The organism is uncultured Microscilla sp. (genome assembly GCF_947493425.1).
Lineage (GTDB): Bacteria > Bacteroidota > Bacteroidia > Cytophagales > Microscillaceae > Microscilla.
In genome coordinates this window covers 1-18,090 of the sequence record NZ_CANLRP010000044.1, presented here as the reverse complement: position 1 = coordinate 18,090, position 18,090 = coordinate 1, and the positions used below count along the sequence as shown (strand labels likewise).

Below are 18,090 nucleotides of genomic sequence, written 5' to 3'. Positions count from 1 at the left end.
CGTTTTTTGGATTCGCCATGTACCTTTATTTGCATTAAACCACTGTAGTAGATGTTCAGGTTTCTAATTGTGGGTTCGCCGACAAGTTATTGAGGTACTTTTGTGGCATTTGTGCCCAGCTGTGTTGATTTGGTTTTTTGTTTTTGAGCATTTTCAGCAGAGAAGCCATCTCTTGCTTATCATCTTTGAGCAAACTGGTAACCACCAGCTTATATTTATTGCTTTTGGCAGGGTTTAAGTCTTTATAACTGTTTTTCAAGCTACTCAAATACTTTTGTCCCTGTTTGGTTACCCGATCAAGCTTTGCTACGTGTGTAATGAGCATCATACCCAACATACCCACAAGCAACAAACTCCAAATACCTGTGCGGGCTTTTTCGGTTCCTAATAAGTAACGATAAGAACCTAGGGTCAGTGTAAAAAGAATAAAAATACCTCGCAACTTATTTAGCCGATTGAGCACAGGCTGAGGGTAAAGTAAGTTAAAATTGGTCAATTGGGTCTCCAGGGTTGCTTCGGTTTTCCACAAGTCTTCGTGTAGTTCCTGGTGATTGATAATCTTATGCCATGACTCGTTTGAGGCAGCATAATGAAAAATAGTTTGTTCGGCTTTACTCAAGTCTTTGACTGGAGGGTGTGTAGCAGTAGCTTTTACTTTGTAGCTAAACCAGTGCCTCTTGGGTTTGGTAAGGTAGCCTTCTTGTATCAATTGGAACAATACCGTACGAATATAGCCAGGCAAGCCATTGTTTAAATAGGCTATTTGTAAAGGGCTTGAAATTTTGATTTGTTGTTGAGTTGCTTTCTTATAGTAATTTTCTTTAATTTTTTTGCTTACGATTATAAGCAAAGAAAGCATTGCCAGAATGGCAAGTATATACAATGCGATAAATTTATAGAAAGATATCGATAGTATATTGTTATCGAGGGTTAATATTATGTTTGTCATCACTTACTTATTTTGGTGTTACTACATCGAACGCGAATTTACCCTCTATTGTTCCTGTTTTTGACTGTTATTCCAAATAAAAAAATGTATATGATTGTTTATGTGTTTTTTATTTGGAATAATTGTATTTTTTGGAATAAAATTTTATTGCATAAGCAAACTAATGCCCTTATACAAGGCATAAAAAAACTCACAACCTTGGTTGTGAGTTTGTTCCCCCGTAGGAGGGAGGATATTTTTTTGGCAACAACTAATTACGACGATTCATTTCATCACGAATTTGGGCTGCTCTTTCGTAATCTTCATTTTCCAGGGCTTCATCAAGTAACTCCTGCAGTTTGTCGCTGGTGTAATCCTTGATTTGCTCGGTAGACGATAGTTCGCTTACTTCTTCTTCCTCTGGTATGATTGAGTCTTCTTCGCCTTCTTCAGATTCCGACAATACAATGCCTGCTTCTGACATAATGGTTTCGTAAGTGTATATAGGTACACTAAACCTTAAGCCTATAGCGATGGCGTCTGAGGGGCGGGCATCCACTTCTACTGTTTGAGTGCCATCCGTACAAACAATTTTGGCATAAAAAACGCCTTCACGCAGATCGGATATGAGAATTTCTAATACTGAAAAGTTAAACGATTCAGCAAATGATTTGAACAAGTCATGGGTCATTGGACGATTGGGAACGATTTTCTCAATTTCGATGGCAATGGCTTGAGCTTCGAACATTCCAATGATAATAGGAAGGCGTCTGTTTCCTTTAGACTCTCCCATAACCAAAGCAAATGAACCAGATTGTGATTGACTAGATGATAGGCCAAGAATTTTAAGTTTTATCTTACTCACTGTGCTTGAAAACGGCTTTAGTATTTAATCGAATAAATTTCAGGTGTAAAGGTATAAAAACTTACTACAATAATTATTGAATACCCTTGAATTTTCAGGAAGTTAATTGAACATTACTGTATAGGATTAACCTCTGGTAAGTGGAATACCAAACAAATATACAAGAAATTTGTCCCTAATCAAATTTAAGCAATTTTGTATGCGTTTTTTACAAAATAAAACCTCTTGACAGTCAGCTAAGGTGCTTTTCGTCAAGAGGTTAAAATATTTAAAACAAGCTATAAAGCCCTTATTTGGCTGATTTTACTGCGTCAATCAACTTAGGTACTATTTCAAAAGCATCGCCTACAATACCATAGTCTGCTGCTTTAAAAAATGGTGCTTCAGGGTCTTTATTGATGACTACAATGGTTTTAGAAGAGCTTACCCCAGCAAGGTGTTGGATGGCTCCTGAAATACCCACTGCAATATACAAACTAGGAGAAACCTTTACTCCAGTTTGTCCTACGTGCTCGTGATGAGGTCTCCAGTCCATGTCAGATACAGGCTTAGAGCAACCAGTAGCCGCGCCTAGTTCGCTGGCAAGTTCTTCAATCATTCCCCAGTTTTCTGGTCCTTTCAAACCACGTCCACCTGATACTACAAGGTCAGCTTCCGGCAATAAGATTTGCCCGGTTACTTTATCGGTTTTAGTGATTTTTACATTAAAGTCCGCCTCGTCAACATTCACAGTAGTATCTACTACCTCGGCAGTGGCATCAGTAGGCTCAGGTGCATAAGCGCCTTTTTTAAGGGCAAGGATTTTCTTGTCAGAAGCCATGTTCGTAAACTGGAATGCTTTACCAGTATATACACTTCTTTTTACTTTAAATCCAGCCGATGTATCTGGCAAACTTACCACATTAGAAGCCAATCCTGCTTTCAAACGAGCGGCTACACGTGCCGATACCGCATCGCCTAAAGACGATTTGGCAAGTACAATTACGTTGGCATTTTGTTGCTCAGCTACTTGATGCATTACGCTGGCGTACGCCTGAATCACTCCGTTGTTCAAACGCTCATCCGAAACGTTTAACACTTTGTTGATTCCGTAGTTTCCTATAGTAGCCAATTTATCTGCACCTACAGTATTTCCCAATACCAAGGCGTTGGCTTCTGTTCCTAACATTTTGGCTACTTCGGCTCCGTAACCAACAGCTTCAAGTGATGAACCTCTTAGTTCACCATCGGCAAGTTCTACAAAAACTAATACTGACATATATTTTTATTACGTAGTAATTTCTTTATTTAATTTAAAAAATAGCTTTAAGGGACAAGCTACAAGTGGCAAGAAACAGGTATAAAGTTTTGTCTAAAGCTTGTACCTTGCGGCTTCTGGCTTGTTGCTAAAGTACCTTATATAACTTTAGCCTCGTTTTTCAACAAGCTTACCAATTCAGCAGTATTATCTGCATCAATTAGTTTTACGTCGGTACGAGGAGCGGGTAATTCGTAAGACTCAGGAGTTGTAAGGGTGTCGTTATTGGTAGGAGTAATCACCTTAAGGGGCTTCTTACGGGCACCCATGATACCTCTCATGTTTGGAATCTTCCATTCAGCAATTGGTTCCTGACAACCCAATACCAACGGAAGCGATGCTTCTAAGTATTCTTTTCCACCTTCTATTTCACGGGCCATCTTAGCCACTCCTTTGTCAATGTCCAGTTTCATTACTGGCGAAAGTGAAGGTATTCCCAACATTTCGCCTACCATTCCGTGAACTTGTCCTCCATTATAGTCACTAGACTCTCTACCCATCATGATTAAGTCATAGTTTTCTGCTTTGGCTACTTCTGCTATTTGTTGGGCAACAAAATAAGCATCTGTTGGCTCAGCGTCTATGCGAATGGCATCATCGGCACCAATAGCCAAGGCTTTACGGATGGTGGGTTCAGTCTCTTGTTGTCCTACATTCAACGCCGTTACTGTACCTCCCAATTGTTCTTTTATTTCAACTGCGCGAGCCAGTGCATAGTCATCATAAGGACCAATCACAAACTGCAATCCACCTTTATCAAGCTCAGTGTTGTCGTTAGTAAAAGTGATTTTAGAAGTTGTATCGGGAACATGCGTAATACAAACTAATATTTTCATTCGTATAGAAATTTTAAAATGTTGATAAATCCCCTCACTTACCCCTTGCTTCAAGTTGTTACAAAAACAAAAGAAGTATCAGTACGATGAGTAAGGGTAAAATGGAAACATTCAGATAAATTTTTTGTTCAAGCCTTATGTTATACCTAAAACTAAAAAATTACCAGGCGTTTCATTTATATTATGTTTTATTGTATTAACTGTTTTAAATTGGTGTGAATTTAGGCAATATTCCTTGAATAATATAGGTAATCATGGGGTAATTTTAGTATGCGTGCATACCTTTTTTTGCATTGAAAGGACTAATGGTAGTTTTAGTTGTACAATTCAATGGATTAGGCTTGTCTTAAGTGATTTTCTTAGGTTTCAATAGACTATTTGGTGTTCTTTATTCTTGTTTGTTTTACTCCTAATTGTGGCTGATGTAAGTCAAAAAAGAGTGGCAAATACCCGAAAGTAGCGATATAAGATCAAAGATGACCATTTATGATGAGTACATAAGCTGAAATTTAGTTTAACTTAATATTCTAAAAACAAAATTTTATATGTCACAATCTCGCTTAGAGCAATTACTTGGTTTTCTGGAAGAAGAGCCCAACGAGCCGTTTAATATATATGCTATAGCTTTGGAGTATACCAAGCACAAACCTTTGGAGGCGTTGATTTATTTTGAAAAGTTACTGCAAGACCATCCTGGTTATGTGCCTACCTATTATCACGCAGGCAAGCTTTATGAAGAACTTGAAGAGGAAGCAAAAGCCGAAGCTGTATACAAGAGAGGGGTAGAGGTAGCTACTGCGCAAAACGAGACCTTAGCGTTGCGTGAATTGCAAAATGCCTATCAGGAGTTTTTAGACTTTAAAGATATGTAGTGACTACAAACAGGCACATTATTTACCAAAAGGCAATAAAAAAACTCCCTGAGTTTTCAGGGAGTTCATTATATTTCTTACCGTAAACGTTTTGGATTATAATTTAATTACAATACCTATATTAGCCACAAGCATATCGGTGCGAGAGTTGCGAGGGTTTCCTCCATTGTTAAGTTGTGCCTGGGCATTGTCAGGGTTGGTTGTCAATGACGAAGTGTCAAAGGTAGCAGTCCATTCATTGATGTCTTCGCGAGTGTAGTATTGAGCAGTGCCACCCAATAAATAACGAGCTCCCAGGTTTAAGCCAAATTGCCCGCCCCCGAACATAATATGAAAACCAGCCCCAAAACCATAACTAAGGGCAGTGCTTGATAAGACAGTGGTATTTACCTGCGAGTTTTGTCTGAGTTGGTCATAGTTAATATTAAATATATTATTCCCTATACCATCGCCTGCTCTTACATCGGTAAGCGAAACTCTGGTAGAAAAGCTTTTGAAGCCCACCAAACCCTCGAAGTAAGGTTGTACCAGGGGTAATGGAATTTTGGTTCTTAATATTACATGTCCATTAAAAATGTTGTTGCGGGTCTGGACATCAAAAAGAATAGGAAAGTTAACAATAGTATTTCCTAAACCATCCCTTAATATCAGGTTTTCTGTAATAGTGTTGGTACGTGAACCATTGCCCATAAACCCAAGGTCTAGACCTATATACACTGGTACTTGAGGGGCAAAAGGAAAAAAGGCATTCAGGTTTATGCCTACTCCAGTATTGGGGTTTTGTGCTTGAAACTCATTCAAGGGAAACCCTCCTGAGACATCAAATCCAAAATGAATTTGTGCCTGCGAAGTGTTGGTAGTGCATAAGGCAAACAGACCTAGTAAACACAATGTGAAGATACTTTTTCTCATAATGTCGTTTTTAATTTGTAAGGTATTGTAAAAAATTTGTGAAATAAAATCATTTATATGAAACAATGTGACGTATAAGGGAGCAATTAAAAAATAGGATACCCTTTCTTTGCTAGCTATCTTATTCTGAGACGCGGCACTTTTTAAAGTCATAGCAGAGCTACGGCTGCAAACCGAGGCTACAGCTTTGCTGTGCTGAGCTCTGCCAAAGGCTAAAAGTAACAAAGCCTCGGGGCAAAAGAGTAGCTACAAAATGGGTAGGTGATTTCTTGTTTGCTCCCTAAAAAAGGCTCAAATATAGTGCCCTCAAACCTCCACCAGCAGTCTCTATATTTTTTTTACTTACTAACTGGTAGTAAACGTTTTAAATATTATACAAACCCTGGCTGTGGTTATATTTTTCAACTGTTTTATGTATTAGCAAAGTTAGCATAATATGCCAGATTTCCTCACGTGAGTTTATGAATTGCCCTCATGAGTTTACTAACTGCAACTATTACTTAATAGTGATCATTCTGGATTCGGGAATTTTATCAAATTTATACTTTGAATATTTATCGCCTTCTCTTTTATACCTGCCTACTGCTGCCCGCCTTATATTGAAAGCTTTGATGGGGTGTACATAAAACTCTTTTTCGCTACCATACGATACATCGTTTTTGCCTACCTGGTGGGCGTGGTAGTAAAACTTTTTTCCCGATACATTGAGCCATATCGACTTGCCTTGTTTTACCTTATACCAGCCTTTGCTGTAAAAACAGCGCCCGCCCATGGTGCGGGGGTCGTTGTCGTAGTAGGCCACTGCCACATACATGTCTTTTTCCGATTTGTTTTTGAAAGTTACTTTATAAGTTTTGCCTTTGAGACTACCACTGGTAGTTTGTTGCATGATCTTGCCCCCCTTTTTTTGTGCTTGAGCGGCAAACACCGCCCACGAAAAAAATAGCAGTAGGAATAGTGTTTTTTTAGTTTTCATAATTGTCAATGTTTAGAGTAAAGAAATGGTTGAAAATAAAGAAGCGTCAAGGAAAAAGGCCACCTTTAAGCTTGAAAGTTACTTTTGTCCATTCCTTAGAGAGTGACTGCAAATAATTACTTTTGTACAATGAAAAAAAACAGTGGTGAGTAGGACACCCTGCGTTACAAGTAGCCATTAATTTTATAGTGCATTGGTTTTTAATGCTTTATAAAATTCGTGGATGTACGTTAAAATGAACTATTTGCTACTCATTGGTAAAAGTTGAGACAAGTCAAGTATTACACCGTATACGAATTGACCCCTTTGGGGAGCGAAAAATTGGTTGAATTTTTTTGAATAAAGTACTTATTTTAGTGATTAAGTAGCAATAAGTGGTTACAAGTGTACTTAAGCTACTCATAATAAATTAATTACCTGTAGTAATTAGATGTATTTAATTGTGACTCAGTACTTAATTAAAAAGAACTGTTGCTGAGCGGGTCACCAATCTTCGTCACTGTCTTGAGGCAGTAATCCTTCAAAAAATGCTTCGAGGTCAATTTCCTGGAAAATGTGCACAAATCCCTGATGAGCAAAGCGATTGATGCGGAGCAACTCCTCATAAGTAGGTATGTGTACATCTTTGGGCACTTTACGCAAGCGAGGGTCGGCTTTGTCAAAGGGACTCTCTACCTTAGAATCGAACAACATGTTCCAGAGGGTAATGGATGCAGCATAGATAATTCGTTCGGCATCATCTGCTATTTCCCAGTCGGTTATTTTTTGATTAATGTCTTCAAAAAAATCTACGGTATTTTGCAGGCGTACCCTTGAGCCATATTTAGATTTACCTTTGGTTTTGAGGTGGTTACCCTGAAACTTTCCTTGTTTTTTGCGGATCATGTATTTACGTATGACCTTATGATTGATCATTTCGCCTTCTTCAAAATACCCCAGGGCGGCATTGCCTGCCTGAATGAGCAACATCAAATAGTTGGGAATGGCTGTAGATACTTTCTCGAAATAAGTTTGGGGTGTTTCTGCTTCACCCAGTGTGTTTTCGGTAATTACTGGATAAGGCAAAGGAAAACGAAACTCAAAAATAGGGTCAAAGTGATTGTCTAGAGCGATCAATGCATTTTTTTTGACGTTTAATTGCAGGCTTAAGTCATCTCTTTCTCTGAGCAGGTAGTCAAAAAATTGATACGCCTGATTATAATTTAGTTGGTGGGGTTTGTCGTTGGTGAGTTCCATGAATATTGCTTAATTTTTTTGTGATGATTGATTTATACGATCTTCACGAGAGTAAAATTTAAAAAAAAATGAAAAAACTTTTGATGTTGATTATTGCTGGTTTGATTGTGTGCCCAGGCGTATTGGCCCAGCTCCAAGTGGCCATTACAATAGATGATGTGCCCAATACCAAAGCCTATGATGCTTCGCTGAAATTGGTACGGCAATTAGACAAGATGAAAGTACCTACAGCTATTTTTATCAACGAAAGTAAACTTCGGTTTTCCAAAAACCAAGGTTTTTTTGCCAATGTAGGCTTGCTTATGCACTGGGGCAAATCACCCTACAATACTTTAGGCAATCATACCTATAGTCATTTGCGGTATTCGGCAGTGGGGTATCAGGCATTTACCCAAGACTTATTAAAAGGGGAAGAGTTTACTGAGAAGCTTGCCAAAAAATACCATAAAAAATTGCGTTACTTTCGATTTCCTTACAACGATTTGGGCAAAGACTCTAGCCAACACTACCAAATTGTACATTATCTGCAAGCCAATGACTATATATTGACTCCTTTTACTGTAGAAAGTTCCGATTGGATGTTTAATTATTTGTATGAACACTACCAAAAGCAAGGCAAGCCCAAAGAAGCTCAACGCATAGGTAATTTGTATATACAAAAGACCCTGGAGTATTTTACTTTTTTTGAAAAAATGGCAATGACTCAATACAAACGTCCGGTACGTCATATTTACTTGTGCCATGACAATCCCCTCAATGCCGATTACATAGGCTTATTATTGAGCAAGTTGCGTCAACGGAAGTACAGTTTTATTAGTTTAACCAAGGCAATGCAAGACCCTGTTTACCAACAAACCGATGTTTACTACAAAAAATGGGGAGTGTCTTGGATGTACCGCTGGATGAAAGATGGCAAAGCACGTAGTCAATGGATGAAAACCGAACCTGATATAATGCCTGTATACCGAGAATATCAAAAGGTGCTTAAGGCAAAACATTAGTCGGCAAGTAGTGACAAAATAAGTCCCAAAAGTATTACTCCTCCCCAGATGATCAAATATACTGTCCAAATATTTACTTTTTTGGGAGGGTTGTTTATTTGAGCACCCACACCTGCCAGGTTTTCAAAACCTAGCAGGTGTAAAAAGCTGTTTTATTTGTTACTCTTTTGCGTAAAGCAAGAGAATTGAAACTTGCCAGGGGTGTAAGCTTTGGTTTATATTGAAAATGAATTTTGGCTACAAAAACAGGCTACAAACTACCAACTAAAATCCTACATTTGTATTCAACTAATTTAAAAAAAATATGCCACATTTTGTGATTGAATGCAATCAAAGCATTATAGAAAGAAAAAAGCCCGAAGAGGTAATCCAAGCCGTGTTTGATGTTGCTAATGCCAGCGGCTTGTTCGATGTACAGAATATCAAAGTAAGGCTCATTCCTTATCAGCATTATATTACTGCCAACACCCAGGCAGACTTTATTCATGTGTTTGCACGTATTATGGAGGGGCGAACCACTGAAATGAAAAGTGTATTGGCTAAAAAAATAACCGCTTGCCTGGTAGAAATGTTCCCCAATGTAGCTTCTGTCTCGGTAGATGTAGGCGATTTGGAGAAGGCAACTTATTGCAATAAACGTATGCTTTCATGAGGTGGATTCCTTACCTTAGCTAAGGGTGACCTAACCGTTGGACTGCTTGCCCTCGTTTATAAAGAGATAAATTAATAGCCTAAAAAGATATGAAACAGATTACATATTTAATAATATGCCTATGGGCAGGGTGTGCCCTGATGTCGTGCAATAGCAATGCTCCTGAAAAACTGGACAAAGAAGATTTTACTCTGGTAAAAATACCAGGTAAATATAGTATACAAATACCCAAATATATGAAACGATCCATTGGGCTCAATCAATATGCATCGTTGCAATACCAAAATACTACCAAAGGGATGTATGTGATTGTGATAGACGAAGATACTACAGCAAAAAAGATATTGTCGAAAGCCATGGAGTTGAGTGGAGGATCGGTATTGAGCTATTACCGCAAACAAAAAATGGAACAATTGGGGAAAGACCTGAAAATAAGCAAAAAGCATAAGGGTAAGCTGATAAAGATAAATGGCTTGGAGGCAGCAACCGTAAACATAGATGCCAGTACTAAAGAAATAGAGACAGATGTAGCTTATTTTTTTACTTTTATAGAAGGTAAAAAAAGCTTATATATGTTGATGGGTTGGACGATGGCAAGCCAGCGGAAAAAGTATCAAGGTACTTTTAGTCAGGTAGCCAAATCATTTCAGGAACTGTAGTTGGTTTGCGCCTGGTTTTTGAAAATTAAGAGCAAGCCTTGGTTCAGGTACCAAGGCTTTTTTATTAGGTTGCAAATACAAAGTGGGTTTGCTATATTTAATCAAGAAATATGATTACAGGTGTCGATCATCAAGACAATGTATTCATTCGTAATTGCTTGCCAGCCAACACCTTTATTAAATCAACCATTTGTGAGAATGAAAAGATACCTGGATTTTGAAGCAGCTCTGAAAGAGGCTGCCATAGTGCAAGATTTGTTTTATGGGCATAAAAAGCTCAAGACATTGGATGATAGGGTGGGAGACTTTCCTGGTTTGCTTAAACTGGGCATTAACCACAATCGCCTCAAAACCTTGCCTGCCTCTTTTGCCCGGCTCGATAAACTTGAATATCTTGACATTAATAAAAACTATTTTGTTGACCTGCCTGATGTATTGTTTGAAAACAAAAGTCTTAAGGTACTCATTGCCAAGCATAACCGCATCAAAGTAGTGTCGCCTAGAATAGCCGAATGGCAGGCGCTCGAAAAGCTCAATTTACGGGACAACTTACTTAAAAAACTGCCCGAAGCGTTGGGGACTTTGCCTTGCCTCAAAGAAGTGATTTTGCAAAAAAATTTTGACTTAGATCTGGAGCAAGCAATAGAGGTATTGTGCCAGCTGTCCCAAGGTTTGCACTTAAGTCTGAACGATTGTAACCTAAGAAAGCTTCCAGCTAATTTTACCAAGTTACAAAATGTAACTTCGCTTGATATTTCATCCAACTTTGACTTGGATTTGGGGCATACGATCAAACAACTGACTAAGTTGAAAAACCTTGAATGCTTGTATTTTTGCCACCCTATGGAGCCTGACGAAAAGCTACCCACACGTTTTACCAAGCTCAAACATCTTAAAGTACTGCATTTGTTTCCAAGCGCCAATATTGCCGATATTTTGCCTGAGTTTACCCAGTTGACAGCGCTTGATATGGCGCGTTGGGGTTGGTTTGACAACGCCCCCAATACTTTGCCTGAATGGATGTTGACATTGGACAAACTGGAATATTTGAGTTTGCACGAAAACAGGTTTATCCATTTGCCGTCTGATATTACTCGTCTGAACCGTTTGCGTTACCTCGATTTAGACGGCAACCTAATGAAAGACATACCCCCTGAACTTGCCGATATTTTTCATCAGTTAGACACGTTGGTTTTCACAAAAAACAGTTCCTCGTATACTAAAAAGCAAGCTTTCTTTCTAGAAGAGTTGCAAGCCCTAAAGCAGCAGTTGTCGCCTGATATAGTAAAAATAGCCTTTTACCTTTACCAAAACCATTGGCAGCAAGCCCAGGAAATGTGCCACAATGTGTATGATCTTATACCTTTACTAGGGCTTAAAACTGCACATGTGGCAAAATATACCCAGACTTTGATAGAGCAATACATCGTGTCACAAAGCCAAGCCCCAATTACTGCCGAAAGTATGCTTTTTTTGGCGGGTAAAGCTACCTTGTACGAAACAAAGGAAGCGAAAAAGGTGCTCAAAGCGCAGCAAGTAAAAATAAGTACCACCTTGCATGCCCAAGTTACCCATGTGGTGTTGGCATCAGGTTTTAAAGACAAAGAAGCCCTGGTGCAGGAGCATCTAAACAAGTACCCACATACACAGTGTCTTACCGAAGGCTTACTAAAACAATGGTATCAGCAGCAAATAGTGGCCTTACCCCCGATGTCTGACAAGAACCTTGAAAAAATCACGCATTTGTTGCTCAGTAGTGATACCAGAAATGTAATGTTGGGTCTTTCGTTGATGCAAAACTTTGTAATACCCCCAGCACTGTATAGCAATCTGGCAGCCCTCTACTTGTACACAGAAAACGACAAGGCATTGCACAAGGTGGTCAAAAAACTGTTTGCCCAATACCTACCCGCTTTACTACAGGCATTAGTGTTGGGGTATGCCAGCAGTGCTTCTGCTTTTGATCAGGCTCGAATCCAACAAATTGGACAAGTGTATGCGTCATTTTCTGTTGAGCGCTTTATAGACCACGCTTTTGCTTGCAAAGAATACGGCAAAGAGGAGATATTTGAACAAGGAGGGCGTTTTTTTTCCAGGGTGATAGAGTGCCTGACAACGACAGAATACAAAAACAATCAGGCGATTCCCTGGCTTACGATTAATTTTGAAGTGGCTAAAGTGGCTGACCAAATCAAAGACATTGCCCACATCCAGCGGCTTAAGTTTGAAACATTCAACAATCAGGCAACGCGTTCGTTGCTTATTCCAGCGGGCATAGAGCGCCTGCCTAATCTTACCCACCTATATTTTACTTATTGGTATAGCCCGCAAATACCCCAACGATTGACCCAGTTCGGGCAACTGGAAGAGTTAAGCATGAACTTTCACCAATTGACAGCCATACCAGCGCATATCTGTAGGTTTATAAAGTTGCGCGTGTTGATATTGTCACATGGGCAAATCAGTCAGATTGCATCAAGTATTACTCAACTGAGGCAGTTAAAGAAGCTGGATTTGATGGATAATAAATTGACTGAAGTACCCACCTTTATTGGACAAATGACTTCGCTTGAATCACTTATTCTAAGAAATAATCAGCTCACCACCCTACCACCCGAAATAGGGCAGCTCACCCAATTGCGTGTATTGAATCTGGGCAATAATCCGTTGATTGCGTTACCCGAAGAATTAGCAAGTCTTACCAATCTCACTTATATAAATGTGTCAGATAAAACACTTGCCAAACAAGTGAAAAAATGGTTGCCCAACTGTAAAGTAAACTAAGTAGCAGGGCAACTTAAACGATATTTTTGACCAATAGTTTGAAAAAATGATCTTATTTTCTCTTTTGGGATAAACGGTTTTAATTGATGTGAAACCTTACATTCTATTTTCCCTTGTTTAAGAGGGAGGGTTTTGGGGTGGAGCGGCAGTTTTTTCATTGATTTTGCTTAAACTATATAAATTTACACAAAGCATCTGAGCTTATAAGTTTGTCTGTAGCGTGTATGGTTATGATGTGGCCTCAGACGTAAGTTTATATGGGTTTTGGTTTGATTTTCAGGGTTTTTTCGGAACCAAAAGCCCTTCATTCCTTTTGGGTGACTCACCCAATCAACCAAGTAAATGTGGTATACATTGCTATGACTCGCAACTAACTGTTAGTCAGTTTTTTATGCTATATTCAATTTGTTACTTAATGAACTTTTACATAACTGTTAAAATCATTACATTGTTATGGAAGTGATAAACAAATTAAAAAAAACACAATTTTAAATATTCACATAAATTATGTAATCTTTTGACCATATATGTTATTATACTATATTTGAAATTAGGAATAGTACAAAATTTTACAATTTATACACAAAAACAAATTAAATTTTTAGTTTATGATGAAACATTTACGTAAACTTCTGTTTTCTATTTTTGTTTGCCTGTTATCTACTGCTTATGCCCAGGCACAAGTAACTTTGTCAGGGGTAGTAAAAGATAACAAGACTGGAGAAGGCCTGGTTGGGGTAAACATTGTTGTAGATGGAACAGTACAAGGAACCACCACTAAGGCAGATGGTTCTTTTAGTATGTCTGTAAGTCAACCAACACCTTTTAAACTCAAAATTTCTTACATAGGTTATGCTAGTCAAACCGTTGATATTACTGGAAGTAATAGTAATATTCAGGTAAGTCTTAAAGAAAGTAACAGTCTTATTGGCGAAGTAGTTGTATCTGCCTCAAGGGTGGAGGAAAAAATTCTGGAGTCTCCGGTAACGATTGAAAAGATGGACATCATTGCCATTAAAAATACAGCAGCACCTGATTTTTACGATGGACTTGCCAACCTCAAAGGAGTACACGTAAATAAGGGTAGCATGAACTTCGCTTCAATTAATACCCGTGGTTTTGCTACTATATCCAACGTGCGTATGGTACAGTTGATGGATGGAATGGACAATGCTGCGCCGTTATTAAACTTCCCTACGGGTAATGTGGTAGGTATTTCGGAGCTAGACATGGAAAGCATGGAACTGGTACCAGGTGCTGCTTCGGCATTATACGGCCCTAATGCCTTTAACGGAATTTTGATGATGAATAGTAAAAGCCCGTTTGAATACCAAGGTCTCAGTGTATTGGTAAAAGGAGGGGTGGCTACATCAAACACTGCCAAAGATGGTGCTACTGCCTATGGCACTCAGCCATTGTATAACACCTCTATTCGTTATGCCAAATCTTTTTTGAAAGACAAGCTTGCTTTTAAGGTAAATTTCTCTTTGTCTCAGGCGCAAGATTGGCGGTCTAACGATTATGTAACGCACCGTACCGATGTAACTACAGTAAGAAATGAAACCCAGCCTACCATTGGCGACCCTTCTTTTGATGGTTTGAACAGTTACGGAGACGAAGTGCCTATCGTAGCTCCTTTTGGAACAGCTTCGTTTGCCAACACGGTGGCATTGGGCATTATTAATAACCCTGCTTTTGCTGCTACTTTGGCAAGTCAGTTTGGAGGTAATACTGCACTGGCACAAGGAGTGGTAGCCAATGGTCTACAGTCTTTAGGAACGGTACCATTGCGAAGGTTAGGCTACAAAGAAGAAGACATGTTAGAGTCTTTTGATGCCCGCAGTATGAAAATTAGTGCGGCGTTGCATTATCGTATCACGCCTAAGATAGAAGCCAGCTTTAGTTTCCGCCGTGGTTCTGGTTCTTCGGTATACCAGGGAGGTGAGCGTTATGCTTTGAGAGACTTTACTCAAACTTATTACAAGGCAGAGGTAAAAGGGGCTAACTTTTTTGCCAGAGCGTATATGTCTGAGACCGATGATGGAGACTCTTACAATATGACGGCTATGGGTCTTTTGACTACTTCTACCCTTGCACCTACTTATATTGGTACTTATGCCAGTGCTTTATTGCCTACATTGCTGGCAGGTGGTACGCCTACTGCCGAACAGGTGGCCGCTGCACAAACGGCTGCTTATGCTGCCGTACAACCAGGTACAAGCAATGGTTTGGCAGAGTCTACTTTGAAAACAGTAAGAGAGGGTGTTTTCCAGAGAGGAGGCGCTGGGTTTATAGATAATTCCCGCCTTTACCATGCTGAGTTCAATTATAACTTTAGTGATATGATTGACTTTGCCGAGATTCAGGTAGGGGGTAACTATCGTCAGTACGACTTGTTTTCTGATGGTACTGTATTTAACGAAAACAGAGGAAATGGCACTTTTGAGCGGATTAAAATTGGCGAATTTGGGGTATACACTCAGGTTTCTAAAAAACTGTTGAAAGATCGCTTAAAAATCACTGCTTCTATTCGTTTTGATAAAAACGAAAACTTTGACGGGCAAATCACGCCACGTGCTTCTTTGGTATATTCGGCGGGCAAAGAACGTGAGCATAACTTCAGAGCTTCGTTCCAGACTGGTTTCCGTAACCCTGACACTCAGGCACAGTTTATTTACTTCCCAAGTACTTCAGGTATTTTATTGGGGAGTACCAAAGCCAATGCCGAACAGTATGGTTTGTTTCAAGGAGGCGCCACAGATAGTAAAGGCAATACTGTAAACCTTGAATTTATCCAGCCAGAACAACTGACTGCTTTTGAAGTAGGGTATAAAGGGTTGATTGCCAATAAGGTATTGATTGATATTAATGGATACTTTAACCAATACAACAACTTTATGGATCAGCAGACAGTGTTTGCTAAAAGTGCAGGTACTGCTCCTACCGGAAGCTGGACAGCTGGAACTGCTTTCCGTCCTTATATCAACTCTAAAGTACCAGTAAACTCACAAGGTCTGGGAATTGGCGTAAGCTACAAATTGCCCAAAAACTTTATTATAACAGGTAACTATAGCGCAGCGCTTTTCAGTGCTGATATTGACCCTGATGACGAGTTTCAGATTGCGTTTAACACGCCAGGCGATCGCTACAAGTTCGGTCTAAGCAACCGTGGTGGTTTGGTTAAAAATTTAGGTTTTTCTATCAACTACCGTTGGCAAGACCGTTTCTTGTGGAGATCTGCCTTTGGTCACGGGTATATACCTGCTTATGGAGTGTTAGATGCTCAGGTAAACTACAAAATCAAGTCTTTGAAGTCTATCGTGAAGTTAGGTGCATCTAACATTGGCAACAATGATTACCGCACTAGTTTTGGCGCCCCTTTCATTGGTCAAATGTATTATTTGTCTATCACGTTCGATCAGGCGCTTAACTAACATTATGCCTGCCAAGGGTTGCCAGTGTTTAGTGTTGGCAACCTGCCTTTCAATTATTCAGATTCAAAAACATTCAAAATATATTAAGATGAAAACAATGATAGTTATGAGAAAAAACCCTATCATTTTAGTTCTTATCGGACTATTGTTTATAGGCTTTACCTCATGCAAAGAGGTAACCCCTTCGCCTACGCCTACATTGCCTACTGCGGCATCGGCGGGAACCGCTGATTTTAGCAAATACATTGCAGTGGGTAATTCTCTTACCGCTGGCTTGACCAATGGTGGATTATACAATGATGGTATGCAATATGCTTTTCCAAATTTGTTGGCAGGGCAGTTTGCCCAAGTAGGTGGTGGTGCTTTTGTACAGCCTACTTTTGGTACAGGCAAAGAAAACGGCTCAGGCTTTTTGAAGCTTACCGATCTAAAGCCTACCATTGTAAACGAAACCAGTAGCCTGGCAATCATAGGAGTGGGCGCTGATGGTAAAACCAATTTATTAGAAAAATATACTGGAGACTTGAACAACCTGGGCATACCAGGTATTAAGGTGGCTGAAGTGACTACAGCAGGTTATGGTTTTAACAATGCAGCTGGTTTTAACAACTACTTTGAGCGTTTGTTGGGTACCAGCGATGCTACCAGCAGTTATGTAGATTTTGTGACGGCTAAGGCTGCAGGGGTTACATTTTTTAGTTGCTGGATGGGAGGCAATGATGTGCTCAGGTATGCAGTAGAGGGAGGAGCTACCCCAGAGTTTATCACTCCTACTACGGTGTTTGAAGCAAACTACAAGACTTTACTAGACAAGTTTGGGAGCGCCAAAGGTATCTTGATTACCATTCCTAAGCTTACTTATGCTGCTCATTTTACCACAGTAACATTGGTGAATCTACAGGCTGCAGTAAAAGCAGGTGGAGGACCAGACAATGCTGATATTTATATTACTGAAGGCACTGGGGCTACGGTGCGTAAGGCTACTGCTGAAGATTTCTTCTTGTTGGGCAAACAAACCAATTATGCGTCTTTAGGTAAGACAGATGCTGGGGCAAACAATGGTTTCCCTTATGGGTTACACCCTAACAATCCTTTGGGCACCAACCTGGTATTGGATAAAACAGAAGCAGCTGCTTGTAATACTGCCGTGGATGCATACAATGCTGCGATCAAAACAGAGGCAGACGCCAGAGGTTTGGCTTATTTAGACATCAATACTATTTTGGGGCAAGCCGCCACCGCTAACGGAGTTACCCTCAATGGGATTACTTACCGTACTGCTTTTATTCAAGGAGGTATTTTTAGTTTAGATGGTATTCACCTGACCCCTGCCGGAAATGCGGTAGCTACCAATGAAATGATCAAGGTGATCAACGCTAAATATGGTTCTACTATTCCAGAGTTGAACAACGCCCTATATAGTACTTTGATTTTGTCTAAGTAACAGTTGAAAAATAACTTTTTTAAAAAACTACCTGGGTTGTCGGTAAATCATCGACAACCCTTTTTTTATTTTTATACATTTGCAGCCACACATATCACCTTGACTTGACATTTATAATAATGTGAATATCGAGTTGAATTTTGTACAATTTCAATAAGAGGGCACTCTTTATTGTACTTTTTAAAGATTTGCAA

14 protein-coding genes are annotated in these 18,090 nt (G+C 39.4%); 7 read left to right on the top strand and 7 right to left on the bottom strand.

Going from position 1 to position 18,090, the window contains the following annotated elements; all coding sequences use genetic code 11:
- Positions 1-55: 55 nt before the first annotated feature.
- The 4 genes from Q0954_RS13520 to Q0954_RS13505 form a co-directional block, all read right to left on the bottom strand.
- On the bottom strand, positions 56-949 hold the full coding sequence (locus Q0954_RS13520; RefSeq protein ID WP_299457678.1) for a TIGR04222 domain-containing membrane protein: 894 nt from the start codon (positions 947-949) through the stop codon (positions 56-58).
- Between the two features lie 250 nt (positions 950-1,199).
- Positions 1,200-1,793, bottom strand: coding sequence for a bifunctional nuclease family protein (locus Q0954_RS13515; RefSeq protein WP_002703309.1), 594 nt, complete (start codon positions 1,791-1,793; stop codon positions 1,200-1,202).
- Between the two features lie 289 nt (positions 1,794-2,082).
- On the bottom strand, positions 2,083-3,051 hold the full coding sequence (locus tag Q0954_RS13510) for an electron transfer flavoprotein subunit alpha/FixB family protein (protein WP_299457674.1): 969 nt from the start codon (positions 3,049-3,051) through the stop codon (positions 2,083-2,085).
- 137 nt (positions 3,052-3,188) lie between these two features.
- On the bottom strand, positions 3,189-3,926 hold the full coding sequence (locus Q0954_RS13505) for an electron transfer flavoprotein subunit beta/FixA family protein (protein WP_299457671.1): 738 nt from the start codon (positions 3,924-3,926) through the stop codon (positions 3,189-3,191).
- 545 nt (positions 3,927-4,471) lie between these two features.
- On the opposite strand from Q0954_RS13505, the gene Q0954_RS13500 reads away from it, so the two are divergent.
- A complete protein-coding gene (locus Q0954_RS13500) occupies positions 4,472-4,798 on the top strand; it encodes a tetratricopeptide repeat protein (RefSeq protein ID WP_299457670.1) in 327 nt (108 codons plus the stop codon).
- A gap of 96 nt (positions 4,799-4,894) precedes the next feature.
- On the opposite strand, the gene Q0954_RS13495 is transcribed toward Q0954_RS13500, so the two are convergent.
- The 3 genes from Q0954_RS13495 to Q0954_RS13485 all read right to left on the bottom strand — a co-directional run bounded on the left by Q0954_RS13495 (position 4,895) and on the right by Q0954_RS13485 (position 7,922).
- Positions 4,895-5,710, bottom strand: coding sequence for a hypothetical protein (locus Q0954_RS13495; RefSeq protein ID WP_299457669.1), 816 nt, complete (start codon positions 5,708-5,710; stop codon positions 4,895-4,897).
- 496 nt (positions 5,711-6,206) lie between these two features.
- A complete protein-coding gene (locus Q0954_RS13490) occupies positions 6,207-6,686 on the bottom strand; it encodes a DUF1036 domain-containing protein (protein WP_299457668.1) in 480 nt (159 codons plus the stop codon).
- Positions 6,687-7,169: 483 nt separating this feature from the next.
- The gene (locus tag Q0954_RS13485) at positions 7,170-7,922 is read right to left on the bottom strand and encodes a hypothetical protein (RefSeq protein ID WP_299457667.1); all 753 of its coding nucleotides are present in this window, start codon (positions 7,920-7,922) and stop codon (positions 7,170-7,172) included.
- Positions 7,923-7,990: 68 nt separating this feature from the next.
- Here Q0954_RS13485 and Q0954_RS13480 point away from each other — a divergent pair, with 68 nt between their 5' ends.
- The 6 genes from Q0954_RS13480 to Q0954_RS13455 all read left to right on the top strand — a co-directional run bounded on the left by Q0954_RS13480 (position 7,991) and on the right by Q0954_RS13455 (position 17,896).
- Entirely contained in the window at positions 7,991-8,923 is a 933-nt protein-coding gene (locus tag Q0954_RS13480; RefSeq protein ID WP_299457665.1) for a polysaccharide deacetylase family protein, read from the top strand.
- A 304-nt stretch (positions 8,924-9,227) separates the two neighbouring features.
- Positions 9,228-9,575: a 5-carboxymethyl-2-hydroxymuconate Delta-isomerase gene (locus Q0954_RS13475; RefSeq protein ID WP_299457663.1), complete on the top strand. Its 348-nt coding sequence runs from the start codon at positions 9,228-9,230 to the stop codon at positions 9,573-9,575.
- Between the two features lie 89 nt (positions 9,576-9,664).
- Positions 9,665-10,234, top strand: a complete 570-nt coding sequence (locus tag Q0954_RS13470; protein ID WP_299457660.1) for a hypothetical protein — start codon at positions 9,665-9,667, stop codon at positions 10,232-10,234.
- A gap of 198 nt (positions 10,235-10,432) precedes the next feature.
- A complete protein-coding gene (locus Q0954_RS13465) occupies positions 10,433-13,018 on the top strand; it encodes a leucine-rich repeat domain-containing protein (protein WP_299457658.1) in 2,586 nt (861 codons plus the stop codon).
- A gap of 608 nt (positions 13,019-13,626) precedes the next feature.
- Positions 13,627-16,452, top strand: coding sequence for a TonB-dependent receptor (locus tag Q0954_RS13460; protein ID WP_299457656.1), 2,826 nt, complete (start codon positions 13,627-13,629; stop codon positions 16,450-16,452).
- A gap of 106 nt (positions 16,453-16,558) precedes the next feature.
- The gene (locus Q0954_RS13455; protein ID WP_299457654.1) at positions 16,559-17,896 is read left to right on the top strand and encodes an SGNH/GDSL hydrolase family protein; all 1,338 of its coding nucleotides are present in this window, start codon (positions 16,559-16,561) and stop codon (positions 17,894-17,896) included.
- Positions 17,897-18,090: the final 194 nt, after the last annotated feature.

Bases quoted from the DNA above. Each gene is read 5' to 3' on its own strand.
- Q0954_RS13520 (WP_299457678.1), bottom strand. From the start codon at position 949: ATGACAAACATAATATTAACCCTCGATAACAATATACTATCGATATCT.
- Q0954_RS13510 (WP_299457674.1), bottom strand. From the start codon at position 3,051: ATGTCAGTATTAGTTTTTGTAGAACTTGCCGATGGTGAACTAAGAGGT.
- Q0954_RS13505 (WP_299457671.1), bottom strand. From the start codon at position 3,926: ATGAAAATATTAGTTTGTATTACGCATGTTCCCGATACAACTTCTAAA.
- Q0954_RS13500 (WP_299457670.1), top strand. From the start codon at position 4,472: ATGTCACAATCTCGCTTAGAGCAATTACTTGGTTTTCTGGAAGAAGAG.
- Q0954_RS13495 (WP_299457669.1), bottom strand. From the start codon at position 5,710: ATGAGAAAAAGTATCTTCACATTGTGTTTACTAGGTCTGTTTGCCTTA.
- Q0954_RS13490 (WP_299457668.1), bottom strand. From the start codon at position 6,686: ATGAAAACTAAAAAAACACTATTCCTACTGCTATTTTTTTCGTGGGCG.
- Q0954_RS13485 (WP_299457667.1), bottom strand. From the start codon at position 7,922: ATGGAACTCACCAACGACAAACCCCACCAACTAAATTATAATCAGGCG.
- Q0954_RS13480 (WP_299457665.1), top strand. From the start codon at position 7,991: ATGAAAAAACTTTTGATGTTGATTATTGCTGGTTTGATTGTGTGCCCA.
- Q0954_RS13475 (WP_299457663.1), top strand. From the start codon at position 9,228: ATGCCACATTTTGTGATTGAATGCAATCAAAGCATTATAGAAAGAAAA.
- Q0954_RS13470 (WP_299457660.1), top strand. From the start codon at position 9,665: ATGAAACAGATTACATATTTAATAATATGCCTATGGGCAGGGTGTGCC.
- Q0954_RS13465 (WP_299457658.1), top strand. From the start codon at position 10,433: ATGAAAAGATACCTGGATTTTGAAGCAGCTCTGAAAGAGGCTGCCATA.
- Q0954_RS13460 (WP_299457656.1), top strand. From the start codon at position 13,627: ATGATGAAACATTTACGTAAACTTCTGTTTTCTATTTTTGTTTGCCTG.
- Q0954_RS13455 (WP_299457654.1), top strand. From the start codon at position 16,559: ATGAGAAAAAACCCTATCATTTTAGTTCTTATCGGACTATTGTTTATA.